12 protein-coding genes are annotated in these 15,399 nt (G+C 60.4%); 8 read left to right on the top strand and 4 right to left on the bottom strand.

The window, feature by feature from the left end; translation table 11 throughout:
• Positions 1-14: 14 nt before the first annotated feature.
• On the top strand, positions 15-452 hold the full coding sequence (locus KEM63_RS09190) for a universal stress protein (RefSeq protein WP_223650916.1): 438 nt from the start codon (positions 15-17) through the stop codon (positions 450-452).
• A gap of 16 nt (positions 453-468) precedes the next feature.
• Here the strand turns inward: KEM63_RS09190 and KEM63_RS09195 are convergent, their stop codons facing one another.
• The gene (locus KEM63_RS09195) at positions 469-2,388 is read right to left on the bottom strand and encodes an ATP-binding cassette domain-containing protein (RefSeq protein WP_223650917.1); all 1,920 of its coding nucleotides are present in this window, start codon (positions 2,386-2,388) and stop codon (positions 469-471) included.
• A gap of 162 nt (positions 2,389-2,550) precedes the next feature.
• Here KEM63_RS09195 and KEM63_RS09200 point away from each other — a divergent pair, with 162 nt between their 5' ends.
• Positions 2,551-4,494: a transglycosylase SLT domain-containing protein gene (locus tag KEM63_RS09200; protein WP_223650918.1), complete on the top strand. Its 1,944-nt coding sequence runs from the start codon at positions 2,551-2,553 to the stop codon at positions 4,492-4,494.
• 40 nt (positions 4,495-4,534) lie between these two features.
• On the opposite strand, the gene KEM63_RS09205 is transcribed toward KEM63_RS09200, so the two are convergent.
• From KEM63_RS09205 to KEM63_RS09215, 3 genes are all read right to left on the bottom strand, one after another.
• Positions 4,535-5,470, bottom strand: a complete 936-nt coding sequence (locus KEM63_RS09205; RefSeq protein WP_223650920.1) for a chemotaxis protein CheV — start codon at positions 5,468-5,470, stop codon at positions 4,535-4,537.
• A gap of 98 nt (positions 5,471-5,568) precedes the next feature.
• On the bottom strand, positions 5,569-6,153 hold the full coding sequence (nfuA, locus tag KEM63_RS09210) for a Fe-S biogenesis protein NfuA (RefSeq protein WP_223650922.1): 585 nt from the start codon (positions 6,151-6,153) through the stop codon (positions 5,569-5,571).
• Between the two features lie 143 nt (positions 6,154-6,296).
• Complete coding sequence (locus KEM63_RS09215) at positions 6,297-6,836, bottom strand: type 1 glutamine amidotransferase domain-containing protein (RefSeq protein WP_223655856.1); 540 nt, start codon at positions 6,834-6,836, stop codon at positions 6,297-6,299.
• A gap of 169 nt (positions 6,837-7,005) precedes the next feature.
• Between KEM63_RS09215 and metH the strand changes: the two genes are divergently transcribed.
• The 6 genes from metH (at position 7,006) to KEM63_RS09245 (ending at position 15,395) form a co-directional block, all read left to right on the top strand.
• Positions 7,006-10,704, top strand: a complete 3,699-nt coding sequence (gene metH / locus KEM63_RS09220) for a methionine synthase (protein WP_423747784.1) — start codon at positions 7,006-7,008, stop codon at positions 10,702-10,704.
• Entirely contained in the window at positions 10,701-12,035 is a 1,335-nt protein-coding gene (locus tag KEM63_RS09225; RefSeq protein WP_223650927.1) for an MATE family efflux transporter, read from the top strand. Before metH ends, KEM63_RS09225 begins: the two co-directional genes overlap by 4 nt.
• Before the next feature lie 81 nt (positions 12,036-12,116).
• A complete protein-coding gene (locus KEM63_RS09230) occupies positions 12,117-12,308 on the top strand; it encodes a DUF2970 domain-containing protein (RefSeq protein ID WP_223655857.1) in 192 nt (63 codons plus the stop codon).
• 381 nt (positions 12,309-12,689) lie between these two features.
• A complete protein-coding gene (locus KEM63_RS09235; protein WP_223650929.1) occupies positions 12,690-14,348 on the top strand; it encodes a nitrite/sulfite reductase in 1,659 nt (552 codons plus the stop codon).
• Positions 14,332-14,829 carry a DUF934 domain-containing protein gene (locus tag KEM63_RS09240; RefSeq protein WP_223650930.1) on the top strand — a complete coding sequence of 166 codons (498 nt, stop codon included), beginning with the start codon at positions 14,332-14,334 and terminating at the stop codon, positions 14,827-14,829. The genes KEM63_RS09235 and KEM63_RS09240 overlap by 17 nt, the downstream gene beginning before the upstream one ends.
• A 110-nt stretch (positions 14,830-14,939) precedes the next feature.
• A complete protein-coding gene (locus tag KEM63_RS09245; RefSeq protein ID WP_223650932.1) occupies positions 14,940-15,395 on the top strand; it encodes a hypothetical protein in 456 nt (151 codons plus the stop codon).
• Positions 15,396-15,399 lie beyond the last annotated feature (4 nt).

The following is a 15,399-nucleotide window of genomic DNA, read 5'->3' on the forward strand; positions in this document are numbered from 1 at the left end:
CAGGAGGAACCTGCATGCTTTATTCTCATCTGCTGGTGGCGGTAGATTTGATCGACGAGTGCCGTGGCGTTGCCGATCACGCTGTGTCCTTAGCCAAGGCACTGGACGCGAAGCTCACTTTGCTGCATGTAGTCGAACCCCTGGCAATGGCGTATGGCGGCGACGTCCCGATGGACCTGTCGATGCTTCAACAGCAACAGTTCGATCAGGCGCGCGAACGGATGCAGGACTTCGCTGGCGACTATGGTTTGCCCGAGGATCAGCTACAGATTGCCTTTGGCCATCCGCGCCAGGAGATCCACCGGGTAAGCACCGAACAGGGTTGCGACCTGATCGTCGTTGGAAGTCACGGCCGGCATGGACTCGCACTGCTTCTCGGATCGACTGCCAACGATGTCCTGCACGGAGCGCCATGCGATGTCATTGCCGTCAGGCTGGGCAAGAAAAAGTAGCCTGACGGCCCGCCCGTCAGCCCTGCATTGCTTCCAGCTCGGCCCAGCGTTCCAGAGCAAGATCGAGCTCGGCCTGTTTAGCTTCCATTGAAGCCAGTATCGGCGCCGTCTTCTCATGGCTCTGCTGGTAGAACTCCGGCGTATTAACCTCTCGCTGGAGCACCTCAAGTTCCTCTTCCAGCCGCTCGAGCACAGCCGGCATGGCTTCCAGCTCGCGCTGCAACTTGTAGCTGAGTTTGGCCTTGGGCGCCGGCGATTGAGGCGCCTCGACCGGGCTAGGAACAGGCGCCGCCGGCGTGGCCTCTTCGACAGACGCATCCTGCCCCCATTCAGCAAGCGACTCTATCTTGCCGCCCTGCCGGAGCCAGTCGGCATATCCGCCAACGTATTCGCGAACGTTCCCGTTGCCCTCGAATACCAGACTGCTGGTCACCACATTGTCCAGGAAAGCCCGGTCATGGCTGACCAGAAGCACCGTACCATCGAACCCGTCCAGCACTTCTTCGAGCAGTTCCAGCGTTTCGACATCCAGATCATTGGTCGGCTCATCGAGCACCAGCACATTGGCCGGCTTGCTGAATAGCCGCGCCAGCAGCAAGCGCGCGCGCTCTCCGCCGGAAAGCGCCTTCACGGGTGTTCGGGCACGTTCGGGGGAAAAAAGAAAATCACCCAGATAGCTGATCACATGGCGACGCTCGCCGTTGATTTCGATGAAATCACGACCTTCGGAAATGTTGTCGATGACGGACTTTTCCGGTTCCAGCGCACCGCGCAGCTGATCGAAATAGGCTACTTCCAGTTTGGTGCCGTGCTTGATCCTGCCGGCTGTCGGTTCAAGCTGACCGAGCAGCAGCTTGAGCAGCGTGCTTTTACCAGATCCGTTGTTGCCGATCAGCCCGATGCGGTCACCGCGAAGGACGAAGGTGGTCAGGTCGCGCACCAGCGGGACACGTCCCGGCCAGGCAAAGGACACGCCCTCGACCTCAATGACCCGCTTCCCTGAGTTGTCAGCGGTTTCCAGCTGGAAACTTGCCTTGCCCTGACGTTCGACACGCTGTGCTCGTTCATCGCGCATAGCCTTGAGCGCCCTGACGCGCCCTTCGTTTCGCGTCCGGCGGGCCTTGATGCCCTGCCGGATCCAGACTTCTTCCTGGGCCAGTCGCTTGTCGAACAGGGCGTTGGCCGTCGCTTCTGCAGCTAGCGCCTGCTCCTTGTGCACCAGAAAGCTGGCATAGTCGCCCGGCCAGTCGATCAGCGCGCCCCGATCCAGTTCGAGGATGCGCGTGGCCAGTGCCTGCAGGAATTGACGATCGTGCGTGATGAACAGCACCGCACCGCGATAGTCGACCAGCACCTCTTCCAGCCAGGCGATGGTATGAATATCCAGGTGGTTGGTAGGCTCGTCGAGTAACAGGACGTCCGGTTCGGACACCAGAGCCTGTGCAAGCAGCACGCGACGCCGCCAGCCGCCCGAGAGTTCGGCCATGCTCTTCTCCGCCGGCAGCCCCAGGCGGGTGAGCGTGGTCTCGACCAGCTGGTTCAGTCGCCAACCGTCCTTCGCCTCGAGACGTTCCTGCACCTTTTCCAGCCGCGCGAGTTCAGCTTCGCCCATTTCGCCGTGAACCAGACGATGATACTCGGCGAGCAGATCACCCACCCCGGCCAGTCCGGCCGCCACGACGTCGTAAACCAGCGAGTCGTCGGCCTGCGGGAGCTCCTGCGGCAGCTGACCGATCTTCAGACCCGGGGCAAACCAGATTTCCCCTTCGTCCGGTGCCTGCTGCCCGTCGATGAGCTTGAGCAGGCTGGACTTGCCTGCGCCGTTGCGCCCGATCAGACATACGCGTTCACCGCGATCGAGCTGGAAGGAGACCTTGCTCAGCAGCGGATTGAGCCCGTAGGCCAGAGAGACATCGGAGAACGAAAGAAGCGCCATATAACACCTTTGAAAAGACAGGCCGGCATTCTAGCCTTACCTGTCGTCAGCTGCATGTTTAATGCGACACGAGACCACTATTCGGCCACCAGCCAAACCGCTAAGCTGTGCTCAACGCTCATCACCCACACCGCTCCACCGCCCGCTCGGGCAGGATTCACAATGCACCGCTACACCTCTTTGTTTCTGAAGCTGTTCGTCGCACCAATTGCCGGCGTGCTCCTGTGTCAACCGGCGTTGGCCGATCGGCTGCAGGAGCAGCGCCGCGCCTACGATCAAGCGATGTCCGCCCTGCAGGGCAACCAGTTGTCCCGGTACCAGCAGCTCAAGCCCGGGCTCGATGACTACCCGCTGTATCCGTATCTTCTGCTGGCGGAGCTCAACCGCAAGGCGCAGCCCTCGCACGAAGAAGTGGAAACGTTTCTACTCGAGCACGGCGACCTGCCTGCAGCGCAGTTGCTGAAAAACAAATGGCTGCGCAGGCTGGCGCGCGACGGCGAGTGGTCGCTCTTTCACAAGCATTATGACGAGAGCAGCCGCGACGCCGGTCTTGATTGTCAGGTAACCCTGCAGCGTTGGCGCGAAGGCAACAGTACCGAGGCCATGCAGCGCGCCACCGAGCTGTGGACGGTAGGCCGTTCCCAGCCGAAGGATTGCGATCCGCTGTTCGAACGCTGGCGGCAGGCCGGGGGCCTTACGGAGACCGTTGCCTGGCAACGCATTCGGCTTGCCCTGCTCTACCGTCAGGATGCGCTGGCACGGTATCTGACCCGCTACGTTCCGAGCCAGAAGGCGTTGGCCGAGCGCTTCGTCGAGACCGCTACCCGTCCGATTTTGCTGAAGAACCATGAACGTTATCGCCCAGGCGCCAACCAGCCAGCGGAGAAAATGACAGACATCGTCACCGTCGCGCTGCGGCGGCTGGGTCGTGACGATCCCGGCGCAGCCTTCGAGTTGTGGCCACTGTATCGCGACCTTCCGTTTGCCGAAGGCGATCGCCTTGCCATCACCCGCGATATCGGCGTGCGCATGGCCAAGCGGCACGATCCGGCGGCACTCGCTTTCATGGCGGCCAACGACCCGACGATGCAGGACGACCAGGTCAGCGAATGGCGCGTTCGACTGGCATTGCGCACCGGACAGTTCGAGCTTGCCCGCGATCTGTCAGCGACGCTACCGGATACCCTCAACCAGCAGAGTCGCTGGCGTTACTGGAAACTGCGCAGCGCCCAGCTGACATCCAGTCGTCCGGACCATCTGCAAGAGGATTACAGCAAGCTGGCCAGCGAGCGGGACTTCTACGGATTCCTCGCAGCAGAGCAGAGCGGCCGCCCCTACGCGCTGAATCACCAACCTGCAAAGATCGACCCGAAGGTTCGCGACAAGGTTAGTAACGCTGGCAACATCCGCCGAGCACGGGAGTTCTATGCGCGGGGTCAAGTGGTCGACGCTCGTCGTGAGTGGTACCACGCGAGCCGTTTCTTCGATCGCGACGAACTGATCGCCCAGGCTAGCCTGGCGCGCGAGATGGAATGGTACTTCCCGGCCATACGCAGCGTAAGCCAGGCACAGCACTGGGACGATCTGGACATTCGCTTCCCGCTGGCATATCAGCAGCCAATCACCCAGCAAGCCGCGGCGCGTCAGCTCAAGTCGCCATGGGTCTATGCAATCACTCGGCAGGAAAGCGCTTTCATGGCCGACGCGCGATCGCATGCTGGAGCGATGGGACTGATGCAGCTGATGCCCGGCACTGCACGGGAAACTGCAAAGCGTTACGGGATTCCTCTGGCCAAGCCCAACGATGTGCTGCAGCCCGAGCGCAACATCGCGCTGGGCGCTGCCTATCTCTCGCAACTCAACAACCAGTTCCAGGGCAACCGCGTGCTCGCGTCGGCGGCCTATAACGCAGGCCCCGGACGCGTCCGTCAGTGGACACGCGACGTGAATGATCTGCCTTCGGATGTATGGGTCGAAGCCATCCCGTTCGACGAAACGCGGCAATACGTGCAAAGCGTGCTCAGCTACGCGGTGATCTACGGGGAAAAGCTTGGGATCAAGCAGCCTGTGATGGAAAGCCACGAGCGTTATCTGCGCGCGCGATGATCCGCGCGCGACCCGTACTCACATCAACAGGGCGCCTGGTTCAATTATCCAGGCGCTTGAGGCGCTCACGAACGACTTCGACCAACTGATCCGGCTGGAACTTGGACAGGAAGCCATCACACCCGACCTTCTCGACCATTGCGTTGTTGAAGTTGCCTGACAGGGATGTGTGCAGCACTACGTACAGGTCCTGCAGCCGCGGGTCCTTACGGATCTCGGCTGTCAGCCGGTAACCGTCCATCTCCGGCATTTCAGCATCGGTTATGACCATAAGCAGACGGTCGGAAAGACGCCCTTCCTCGTCAGCCCAGGCCTTGAGCTGTTTCAGAGCCCGCAGACCGTCGGTCGCAACATGCATGGTCAGATTCAGTTGCGAGAGGGTTTCGCGAAGCTGATTGATCCCGGTAGGCGAGTCGTCGACCAGCAGCACTTCCCTGCCCCGTGCCTTGTCCAGCAGCCCTTCATCGAGCAGCTCCGGACTGACCCTCGCATTGAACGGTACGATCTCCGCCAGGACCTTCTCCACGTCGATGATCTCTACCAGGCGCTGATCTTCCAGACGGGTGATGGCTGTCAGGTAGTGGGATCTGCCAGCCCCTCGGGGCGGCGGCTGAACGGTATCCCAGTTCAGGTTCATGATCCGCTCCACTCCACCGACCAAAAACGCCTGAACCGAGCGGTTGTACTCGGTGACGATGACGGTGCTCTGGGCGGAGACGGGTAAGGGGCGCAGACCTATGGCGGCCGACAGATCGATGACCGGAATGGTTTGCCCGCGCAGATGCGTCACCCCTACCACATGCGGATGGCGTTGCGGCATCTGCGTCAAGGGTGGCATTTGCAGCACTTCACGGATCTTGAATACGTTGAGCGCGAACAGCTGCGAATGAGCAGACAGCTTGAACAGCAGTATTTCAAGTCGGTTTTCGCCAACCAGCCGCGTGCGCTGATTGACGGTATCCAGAACTCCAGCCATGGCAACGCCCTCGCTAGCTAATCATTAGTGGCATAACGCTATCACATGCGCGTAGCGTCCGGGCGTCGGCCTGACAGCCGGGCGTGCGAGGGGGACTGTCAGTAGTAGGCGTTTTCCGTAACCGTGTGATCGGTTACGTCACGTACCGCAGTCAGTTCAGGAATTCGCGCGACCAGTGTTTTCTCGATGCCTTCCTTGAGCGTTACATCAACCATGCCGCACCCCTGGCAACCGCCGCCGAACTGAAGGATGGCAACACCACCTTCGACGACGTCGACCAGCTTCACTTCCCCGCCGTGACTGGCGAGGCCGGGATTGATTTCAGTTTGCAGCAGATAATTGATGCGCTCGTTCAGAGGGCTATCGTCATTAACCATCGGAACTTTAGCGTTGGGTGCCTTGATGGTCAGCTGGCCGCCCATCCGGTCGGTCGCATAATCGACGACCGCATCGTCAAGAAAGGGCTCACTAACCGAATCTATCCAGACGTTGAACGAATCAAGCGGCATCAACCGGTCTTCGGGCTTCTCTTCCCCGGGCTTGCAGTATGCGATGCAGGTTTCAGCGTAGGGCGTGCCGGGCTGAGTGATGAATACGCGAATACCGACGCCGGACGAGTCCTGCTTTGACAGCAGATCGGCCAGGTATTTTTCCGCGCCTTCGGTGAAGTGAATGCCTGCCATGTAACGCCTCTCGAGCAGTGACTATGGCGGCTAGTGTAAGGGATTGGCGGGCGCGAATAAAGCCTTACTGATTTAGTAGGGTATTACTCACCACCCGCCGCGATCGAGACATCCTTCGTGCAGCGACCGCGATCAGCTGCGCATCACGCAGCCAGTTTCTCGATCAGCGCCCGGTTGAACGCATCGAGATCATCCGGCTTGCGGCTGCTGATCAGATTGCCGTCCACCACGACTTCCTGGTCCACCCAGTCTGCACCCGCATTACGCAGGTCGTCGGCGAGCGACGGCCAACTGGTCATCTTCTTGCCTTTCACCAGATCCGCCGACGCGAGGATCCAGCCGCCGTGGCAAATGACTGCAATCGGCTTGTTGGCCTTGGCAACGTTCTTGAGCAACGACTTGGCCACATCGTTCAGGCGGATGTTGTCGCCGTTGACCACCCCGCCGGGCAAAACCACGGCATCGTAATCGTCGGCATGCGCCGCATCGAAGGTCCGGTCGACCTTGAAGCTGTCGGCCGGGTCGGTATGGTTCCAGCCGCGAACCTCACCCGACTCTGCGGACACGATGTCGGCGATGGCACCGGCTTCGCGAAGCGCCTCGCGCGGCGAGGTCAATTCGATCTGCTCGAATCCGTCGGTTACCAACAGCGCAATGCGTTTGCCTTTGAGAGAACTGCCCATTTCGACCTCCTGCTGAATTGATGTCTGCTCAAGGTACGACCAGAGGTCAAATGAAAGTTCCTCATGACCAGCAGGTGTCCGGACGGCGCGGAAGAAACCCCAGTCATTCAGCATTCGCCGCACTTCTGCTAAGATAGACGGCTTTTCGATGTGCATCGCCGGAGCTCCCATGCCTGATTTGAATACCCGCCTGACCGCCCTGCGCGACGCCCTGCGTCAGCGCATCCTGATCCTGGATGGCGGCATGGGGACCATGATTCAAAGCTATCGGCTGGAGGAGGAGGATTATCGCGGAGAACGCTTCGCCGACTGGCCAAGCGATCTGAAGGGCAACAACGATCTGCTGATCCTGAGCCAGCCGGACAAGATTGCGGCAATCGAGCGCGCCTACCTTGATGCTGGTGCCGACATCATCGAAACCAACACCTTCAATGCCACCCGCGTTTCACAGGCCGATTACGGCATGCAGGACCTGGCCTACGAACTCAATGTGGAAGGCGCCCGCCTGGCCCGCCGGGTCTGTGACGAGAAAACCGCCGAGACGCCGGACAAGCCGCGTTTCGTTGCCGGCGTACTCGGCCCGACCAGTCGGACCTGCTCCATTTCGCCGGACGTCAACAATCCCGGATACCGCAACGTTCACTTCGATCAGCTGGTCGAGGATTACATGAACTCTACCCGCGGGCTGATCGAGGGTGGCTCGGATCTCATTCTGATTGAGACGATCTTCGACACGCTGAATGCCAAGGCGGCGATCTTTGCGGTCCAGCAGGTGTTCGAGGACGTCGGCGTCGAGCTGCCGATCATGATTTCCGGCACCATTACCGATGCCTCCGGTCGCACCCTCTCGGGCCAGACTACCGAAGCGTTCTGGAACTCGGTTCGCCACGCCAAGCCCATCTCGATTGGCCTGAACTGCGCCCTTGGTGCGAAGGAATTGCGTCCTTATCTGGAAGAACTGGCGGGCAAGGCCGACACGTTTGTATCGGCACACCCCAATGCCGGCCTGCCCAACGCCTTCGGCGAGTACGACGAGACGCCGGCCCAGATGGCGGCGGTCGTGGAAGAGTTCGCAGCATCGGGCTTCCTCAACATCGTCGGCGGATGCTGCGGCACCGCTCCCGAGCACATTCAGGCGATCGCCGAAGCGGTGGCAAAATACCCGCCACGGTCGATCCCGGAGATAGCGCCCGCCTGTCGCCTGTCCGGCCTGGAACCCTTCACCATCGACCGCAGCTCGCTGTTCGTCAACGTGGGTGAACGGACCAACATCACCGGCAGTGCCAAGTTCGCACGGCTTATCCGCGAAGACAATTACAGTGAAGCGCTCGAAGTCGCGCTGCAGCAGGTCGAGGCCGGCGCGCAGATCATCGACATCAACATGGACGAGGGGATGCTGGACTCGAAGGCGGCCATGGTCACCTTCCTCAATCTGATCGCCGGCGAACCCGATATCGCTCGCGTGCCGATCATGATCGACTCTTCCAAGTGGGAAGTTATCGAGGCCGGCCTCAAATGCATCCAGGGCAAGGGAATCGTCAACTCGATTTCCATGAAGGAAGGCGAAGAACAGTTCCGTCAGCAGGCTCGTCTGTGCAAGCGCTACGGCGCCGCTGTGGTCGTCATGGCGTTCGACGAGAAGGGTCAGGCCGATACCGAAGCGCGCAAGAAGGAGATCTGCAAGCGCTCCTACGACATCCTGGTCAAGGAAGTCGGCTTTGCGCCGGAAGACATCATCTTCGACCCGAACATCTTCGCCATTGCGACCGGTATCGAGGAGCACAACAACTACGCCGTTGACTTCATCAATGCCTGTGCCTACATCCGTGACGAACTGCCCCATGCGCTGACCTCCGGCGGCGTGTCGAACGTCTCGTTCTCCTTCCGCGGCAACAACCCGGTTCGTGAAGCCATCCATTCGGTGTTTCTCTACCACGCCATCCGCAACGGCCTGAACATGGGTATCGTCAATGCGGGGCAGTTGGAGATCTACGATCAGATCCCGACGGAGCTGCGTGAAATCGTCGAGGACGTGGTGCTCAACCGCTCGAAGGGCGGCACCGAGGCGCTGCTGGCCATCGCAGACAAGTACAAGGGCGACGGCAGCGTGAAGGAAGCCGAGACCGAAGAGTGGCGCAGCTGGGAGGTCAGCAAACGACTGGAGCACGCTCTGGTGAAAGGCATCACCACCTGGATCGTCGAGGACACCGAGGAAGCGCGGCAGACCTATACCCGCCCCATCGAAGTCATCGAGGGGCCGTTGATGGCCGGTATGAACGTAGTGGGTGACCTGTTTGGTGCCGGCAAGATGTTCCTGCCTCAGGTGGTCAAGTCGGCGCGCGTGATGAAACAGGCGGTCGGTCACCTGATCCCCTTCATCGAAGCGGAAAAGGGTGACAACCCCGAGCCCAAGGGCAAGGTCCTCATGGCTACCGTGAAGGGCGATGTTCACGACATCGGCAAGAACATTGTCGGCGTGGTGCTCGGCTGCAATGGGTATGACGTCGTCGATCTGGGCGTCATGGTGCCGACGGAAAAAATTCTGCAGACCGCGATTGCGGAAAAATGCGACATCATCGGTCTCTCCGGCCTGATCACACCTTCACTGGACGAGATGGTACACGTGGCCAAGGAGATGCAGCGCCAGGGATTCACCTTGCCGCTGCTGATCGGCGGCGCAACCACCTCGAAGGCGCATACTGCGGTCAAGATCGACCCTCAGTACAGCAACGACGCGGTCATCTACGTCACTGATGCTTCGCGCGCCGTCGGCGTTGCCACCAGCCTGCTTTCAAAGGAAATCAAGCCGGACTACATCAGGAAGATTCGCGAGGATTACGCCGTGGTGCGCGAGCGCACGGCCAGCCGCAGCGCGCGCACCGAACGCCTGCCCTACACCGAAGCGCTCAAGCGCAAGCCGCCGATCGACTGGGCCGGGTATCAGCCTCCGGTCCCCTCCTTCACCGGTGTGAAGGTACTGGACAACATCGACCTGGACACGCTGGTCGAGTACATCGACTGGACCCCGTTCTTCATCTCCTGGGAGCTGGCAGGCAAATATCCGCGAATTCTCGATGATGAAGTCATCGGCGAAGCGGCGCGCTCGCTGTTCGATGATGCTCAGGCCATTCTGCGCAAGCTCATCGACGAGAAGCTGATCAAGGCGCGAGCGGTGTTCGGCTTCTGGCCGGCGAACCAGACCGATGATGACGATATCGCGGTATTTGATGACGCTGGCCAGCCGCTTGCACGACTGCACCATCTCCGTCAGCAGACCATCAAGCCCGAGGAGAAACCCAACTTTTCGCTGGCCGACTTCGTCGCACCTCAACAGAGCGGTCTGACCGATTATGTGGGTGGCTTTATCACCACCGCCGGCCTCGGTGCCGAAGAGGTCGCGGTCGAGTACCAGGCAAAGGGCGACGATTACAACGCGATCATGGTCAAGGCGCTTGCTGACCGGCTGGCTGAAGCGTGCGCAGAGTGGCTGCATGAGCGGGTCCGCCGCGAGTACTGGGGGTACGCTCCCGACGAGGCGCTGGACAATGACTCGCTGATCCGCGAAAAATACCGCGGCATTCGCCCTGCGCCCGGCTACCCGGCCTGCCCCGACCATACGGAGAAGGCAACCCTGTTCAGCCTGCTCGATCCCAATGGCGAGTCAGGTGTGGCACTGACCGAGCATTTCGCCATGTTTCCTGCCGCCTCGGTTAGCGGGTGGTATTTTTCTCACCCGCAGAGTCAGTACTTTGCCGTAGGCAAGGTAGACCGCGATCAGGTGGAGTCCTATAGCCGACGCAAGGGTCAGACTCTCGAGGTCACCGAACGCTGGCTGTCTCCCAATCTCGGGTACGACCCGGCGCCATGATGCTGCTGCCCGCCCGCGATCGGCTCAGGAGCATTGCGCTACTGGGCTTGCCGATCATGGGCGGCATGCTCAGTCAGAGCCTGCTGAACCTGGTCGACGCAGCCATGGTCGGCAGCCTGGGAAGCGCTGCCCTGGCAGGTGTCGGGCTCGGCAGCTATGCCAATTTCATGGCAATCGCTTTGGTGATGGGTCTGGGCGCAGGCGTTCAGGCGATGGTCGCACGTCGCCAGGGTGAGGGCGCCGCAGGGCAGATCGCCACGCCCCTCAATGACGGTTTACTTATTGGTGCGCTGTTGGCGCTGCCGCTCACACTGATCTGCTGGTTCAACGCCGACCGGATAATCGGTTTCCTGGCCGAAGATGCGGACGTCGCAGAGATCGGCGCCGATTATTTCCGTTGGCGGACACTGGCCATCATTGCTGTCGGGGCCAACTTCGCCTTCCGCGGCTACTGGAATGGTATTCGCAAGGCCGGCACTTACCTGGCGATCCTGCTGGGGATGCATGTGGTCAACATCGCGGTAAGCTATGGTTTGATCTTCGGTCGCTTCGGTCTCCCCGAGATGGGCGCTGCCGGTTCCGGACTGGGCACTTGCATCGCCATGTTCGTCGGCTGTGCTACCTACTTCCTGGTTACCTGGGGCCCGGCCAGCGACCACGGATTCATGCGTCAGCCGCCACGAGCGTTGCGCGTACGCAACCTGCTACGTCTGGCGATTCCCAACTCTCTGCAACAATTTCTCTTCGCTACCGGTATCACGACCTTGTTCTGGATCATCGGCCAGATTGGCACTCAGGAGCTGGCAATTGCCCACGTGCTCATCAATCTGGCGCTTTTCCTGATCCTGCCCGGCGTAGGGATGGGGATGGCAGCCGCCACCCTGGTCAGCCATAGCCTGGGTGAGCGCGAGCCGAACGAGGCCTATCGCTGGGGATGGGATGTTGTCCGCGTGGCGGCCTGCACGCTGTTCGTGCTCGGCCTGCCCTTCTGGATGGCTCCCCAGCTGGTCCTGGGCCTGTTCACTCAGGACCCCGAACTGCTGGCGCTGGGGGAATGGCCGCTGCGCATTACCGGACTGGGCATGACCCTCGACGCGACGGCGCTGGTGCTGACGCAGGCCCTCCTCGGCGCAGGCGCGAGCCGCACGGTAATGGGCGTAAACCTGGGCAGCCAGTGGTTGCTGTTTCTGCCCTGTGCCTATGTCGCCGGCCCGGTGCTGGGTGGCGGCCTGTTGAGCATATGGTTGATGCAGAGCGGATATCGCGCGATCAACTCGTTGATCTTCGCAATCATGTGGCGACGCAGGGATTGGGCGCACATCCGTATTTGAATAGCGCTATGCTGGACTCAAACCCGACCGGAGACTGTTATGACGGATCAGCAACAGCGACAGGAACCACAGCAAAACGGCATGCGATTTCGCGACACCGTCATCAGCGTACTGTTCGCAGCCCTGGGTGTCCAGAGCAGCAAGGCGCGCGAACGCGACTTCACCCACGGCAAGGCGAGTCACTTCATATTTCTGGGGATCGCCTTCACCGCCCTGTTCGTTCTGGTCATTCTGGGCGTGGTCAAGCTGATACTGCACCTGGCCGGCGTCTGACCGGCCATTGCGACACGCTCCGCTCGGTTACTGCTGGCTGATCCAGAAGACGGCAGCAACGACCACGATAAGGATCAAGGCAACTGCGGCAAAGGCATCGAGGTGACTGTCGGCGTGATGCTGGTGGTGTGTTTCCTGCTCGTTCATAGGTGATCCTCTTATTGTTGTTGCACCTTGTGGGCGTGTTACCTACCCTAGCTAGTAAAGCCCAATCCCCCTGCCAGCACAAGCGCCTGGAAAGCTACGTTTTCTGTCTAAACATATAGATAAACATTCCTTTTGTGCATATCCAAAAACTGGTATCGTCTGCGCGCTTCCGAAGCCCTGCAGGGCCGAGCCATTGTTAGACAAGGGGCGGCGCCCCAAGAACAGGTTGTCAGCATGTATATCTACGACGAGTATGATCAACGGATCGTGGAGGACCGCGTCAAGCAGTTCCGCGATCAGACACGCCGCTATCTTGCCGGCGAACTGAGCGACCCGGAATTTCTTCCGCTGCGCCTGCAGAACGGCCTGTACATCCAGCGCTATGCGCCCATGTTGCGCATCGCCATTCCCTACGGCCTTATTTCGTCGCGGCAGATGCGCAAGCTCGCTTTCATCGCACGCGAATATGACAAGGGCTATGCGCACTTCAGCACCCGCCAGAACGTGCAGTTCAACTGGCCGAGTCTGGAAGAAGTGCCGGACATTCTTGCGCACCTGGCCGAAGTACAGATGCACGCCATTCAGACCAGCGGCAACTGCATTCGCAATACCACTACCGACCAGTTTGCCGGCGTTGCGGCGGACGAGATCGTCGATCCGCGTCCATGGTGCGAAGTCATTCGGCAGTGGTCTACATTCCATCCCGAATTTGCCTTCCTGCCGCGCAAGTTCAAGATCGCGGTGAATGGCGCCGAAGCGGACCGCGCTGCCATAGGCGTGCACGACATCGGCCTCAACGTGGTCCGCAACGAAGCCGGCGAAGTCGGCTTCCGTGTGCTTGTCGGGGGTGGCCTGGGCCGCACACCCATGGTCGGCTCGGAAATCCGCGACTTTCTTCCCTGGCAGCATCTGCTGACCTATCTGGACGCCATCTTGCGTGTGTACAACCGCTACGGGCGGCGCGACAACAAGTACAAGGCACGCATCAAGATTCTGGTGAAGGCTTTGACGCCTGCAGTATTCGCCGAAAAGGTCGAAGCCGAGTGGGCACATACGAAGGATGGCCCGGCCACCCTCACCCAGGATGAACTGTCACGCGTCAGCGCCCATTTTACGGCGCCTGCCTATGTATCAATGGATGGCGACGACGCAACCTATCTGGCCACGCGCGAAAGCGACAAGGGCTTCAACAACTGGGCAATGCGCAACGTGCATCCGCACAAGGTACCCGGCTATGCCGCAGTTACGCTGTCGCTGAAGCCGACCGCCGTTGCGCCCGGGGATGCCACCGACAAGCAGCTCGAGGCGGCTGCCGATCTGGCAGATCAGTTCAGTTTCGGAGAGCTGCGAGTCACACACCAGCAGAATCTGGTGCTGGCCGACGTCCGTCAAGCCGATCTGTACGCGCTTTGGCAGGTTTGTCGCGAACAGGGCTTCGCCACACCGAACATCGGCCTGCTGACCGATATCATCTGCTGCCCCGGTGGCGACTTCTGTTCCCTGGCCAACGCCAAGTCGATTCCCATCGCCGAAGCCATCCAGCGCACCTTTGACGATCTGGACTATCTGCACGACATCGGTGACGTGGACCTGAACATTTCCGGTTGCATGAACGCCTGCGGACATCACCACGTAGGACACATCGGCGTGCTGGGCGTCGACAAGAAAGGCGCCGAGTTCTATCAGGTGTCACTCGGCGGCAACAGCGGTCGGAACGCTTCGATCGGCCAGATCCTCGGCCCGTCCTTTGCCGCAGAGCAGATGCCTGCCGTCATTCAGAAGGTCGTCGACGTCTATGTCGAACAACGTACCCCCGAAGAGCACTTCATCGACACCTTCCAGCGCATCGGCATGGATCCCTTCAAGGAGCGCGTGTATGCAGCGAATCATTAAGGGCGATCAGGTCCTCGACGAAACCTGGCACCTGCTGCCCAAGGACGCCACGCTGGACGGTCTGTCCAACAGCGATGATCTTCTCGTACCGATGGGCCTGTGGCTGGAGCATAGCCACGCGCTGAAGGTCCGCGATGGCGGTCTCGGCGTATGGCTCGATAGCGAAGAAGAAGTTGAATGCATCGCCGACGACCTGGAGCATTTTCAGGTCGTCGCTCTGAATTTCCCGGTCTTCAGTGATGGTCGTCACTACTCGTCCGCACGTCTGCTCCGCGACCGGTATGGATATCAGGGCGAGATCCGTGCGATCGGCGATGTCCTGCGTGACCAGCTGTTCTACATGAAGCGCTGTGGTTTCGATGCATTCGCCGTTCGTGCCGATCGCGACCCCTACGAAGCGCTCGACAGCCTCAGGGATTTCTCCGAAACCTATCAGGCAGCGACTGACCAGCCACTGCCGCTGTTCCGTCGTCGCGGCTGAACGCCTGGTTGCTGGCGAGGTTTTCGCCAGCAACCTCTCCTGTTCACAACGAACGTCCCACTCTCTTCTGCTGTCCAAGGCGCACGCGCACTGTTAACAGGAGAAAAGCCATGCTTGCCCAGATTTCCGACAGCGTTTCAGACGACACTCCCGAGGTAGCCAGTCAGCGGATCCGCGAGCGCTTCGAGGCTAACCTGCTGTACTACGTCGCCAATCCGCGGCTGATCAGCCAGCGCCTGCGAGACCTTGACCGCGAATGGAGCATCGAGCGGCTACTGGAGGCCAACGCGGCAGCGTTGGCGGGCGCGGGAACCCTCATGAGCCTGTTTCGCGGCAGGCACTGGTTGCTGCTACCCGCCGGCGCGACAGGGTTTCTGATGCAGCACGCTGTTCAGGGCTCCTGTGCCCCGCTCAAACTGTTCCGCCAGATGGGCTTTCGCTCCGCCGAGGAGATCGATGAAGAGCGCTTCGCATTGACTGTCCTGCTGGACAACGTCGACAACGGACAGGAGGTGGACGATATGGTCGCGGACGTTGAGCGCGCCATGGCCGCAGCAGAAGGCTGAGAAT

This window comes from Halopseudomonas nanhaiensis (genome assembly GCF_020025155.1).
Taxonomy (GTDB): Bacteria; Pseudomonadota; Gammaproteobacteria; order Pseudomonadales; family Pseudomonadaceae; genus Halopseudomonas; species Halopseudomonas nanhaiensis.

What these genes read in the sequence shown, in the direction of transcription:
- KEM63_RS09190 (WP_223650916.1), top strand. Translation starts at nt 15, where the DNA reads ATGCTTTATTCTCATCTGCTGGTGGCGGTAGATTTGATCGACGAGTGC.
- KEM63_RS09195 (WP_223650917.1), bottom strand. Translation starts at nt 2,388, where the DNA reads ATGGCGCTTCTTTCGTTCTCCGATGTCTCTCTGGCCTACGGGCTCAAT.
- KEM63_RS09200 (WP_223650918.1), top strand. Translation starts at nt 2,551, where the DNA reads ATGCACCGCTACACCTCTTTGTTTCTGAAGCTGTTCGTCGCACCAATT.
- KEM63_RS09205 (WP_223650920.1), bottom strand. Translation starts at nt 5,470, where the DNA reads ATGGCTGGAGTTCTGGATACCGTCAATCAGCGCACGCGGCTGGTTGGC.
- nfuA (WP_223650922.1), bottom strand. Translation starts at nt 6,153, where the DNA reads ATGGCAGGCATTCACTTCACCGAAGGCGCGGAAAAATACCTGGCCGAT.
- KEM63_RS09215 (WP_223655856.1), bottom strand. Translation starts at nt 6,836, where the DNA reads ATGGGCAGTTCTCTCAAAGGCAAACGCATTGCGCTGTTGGTAACCGAC.
- metH (WP_423747784.1), top strand. Translation starts at nt 7,006, where the DNA reads ATGCCTGATTTGAATACCCGCCTGACCGCCCTGCGCGACGCCCTGCGT.
- KEM63_RS09225 (WP_223650927.1), top strand. Translation starts at nt 10,701, where the DNA reads ATGATGCTGCTGCCCGCCCGCGATCGGCTCAGGAGCATTGCGCTACTG.
- KEM63_RS09230 (WP_223655857.1), top strand. Translation starts at nt 12,117, where the DNA reads ATGCGATTTCGCGACACCGTCATCAGCGTACTGTTCGCAGCCCTGGGT.
- KEM63_RS09235 (WP_223650929.1), top strand. Translation starts at nt 12,690, where the DNA reads ATGTATATCTACGACGAGTATGATCAACGGATCGTGGAGGACCGCGTC.
- KEM63_RS09240 (WP_223650930.1), top strand. Translation starts at nt 14,332, where the DNA reads ATGCAGCGAATCATTAAGGGCGATCAGGTCCTCGACGAAACCTGGCAC.
- KEM63_RS09245 (WP_223650932.1), top strand. Translation starts at nt 14,940, where the DNA reads ATGCTTGCCCAGATTTCCGACAGCGTTTCAGACGACACTCCCGAGGTA.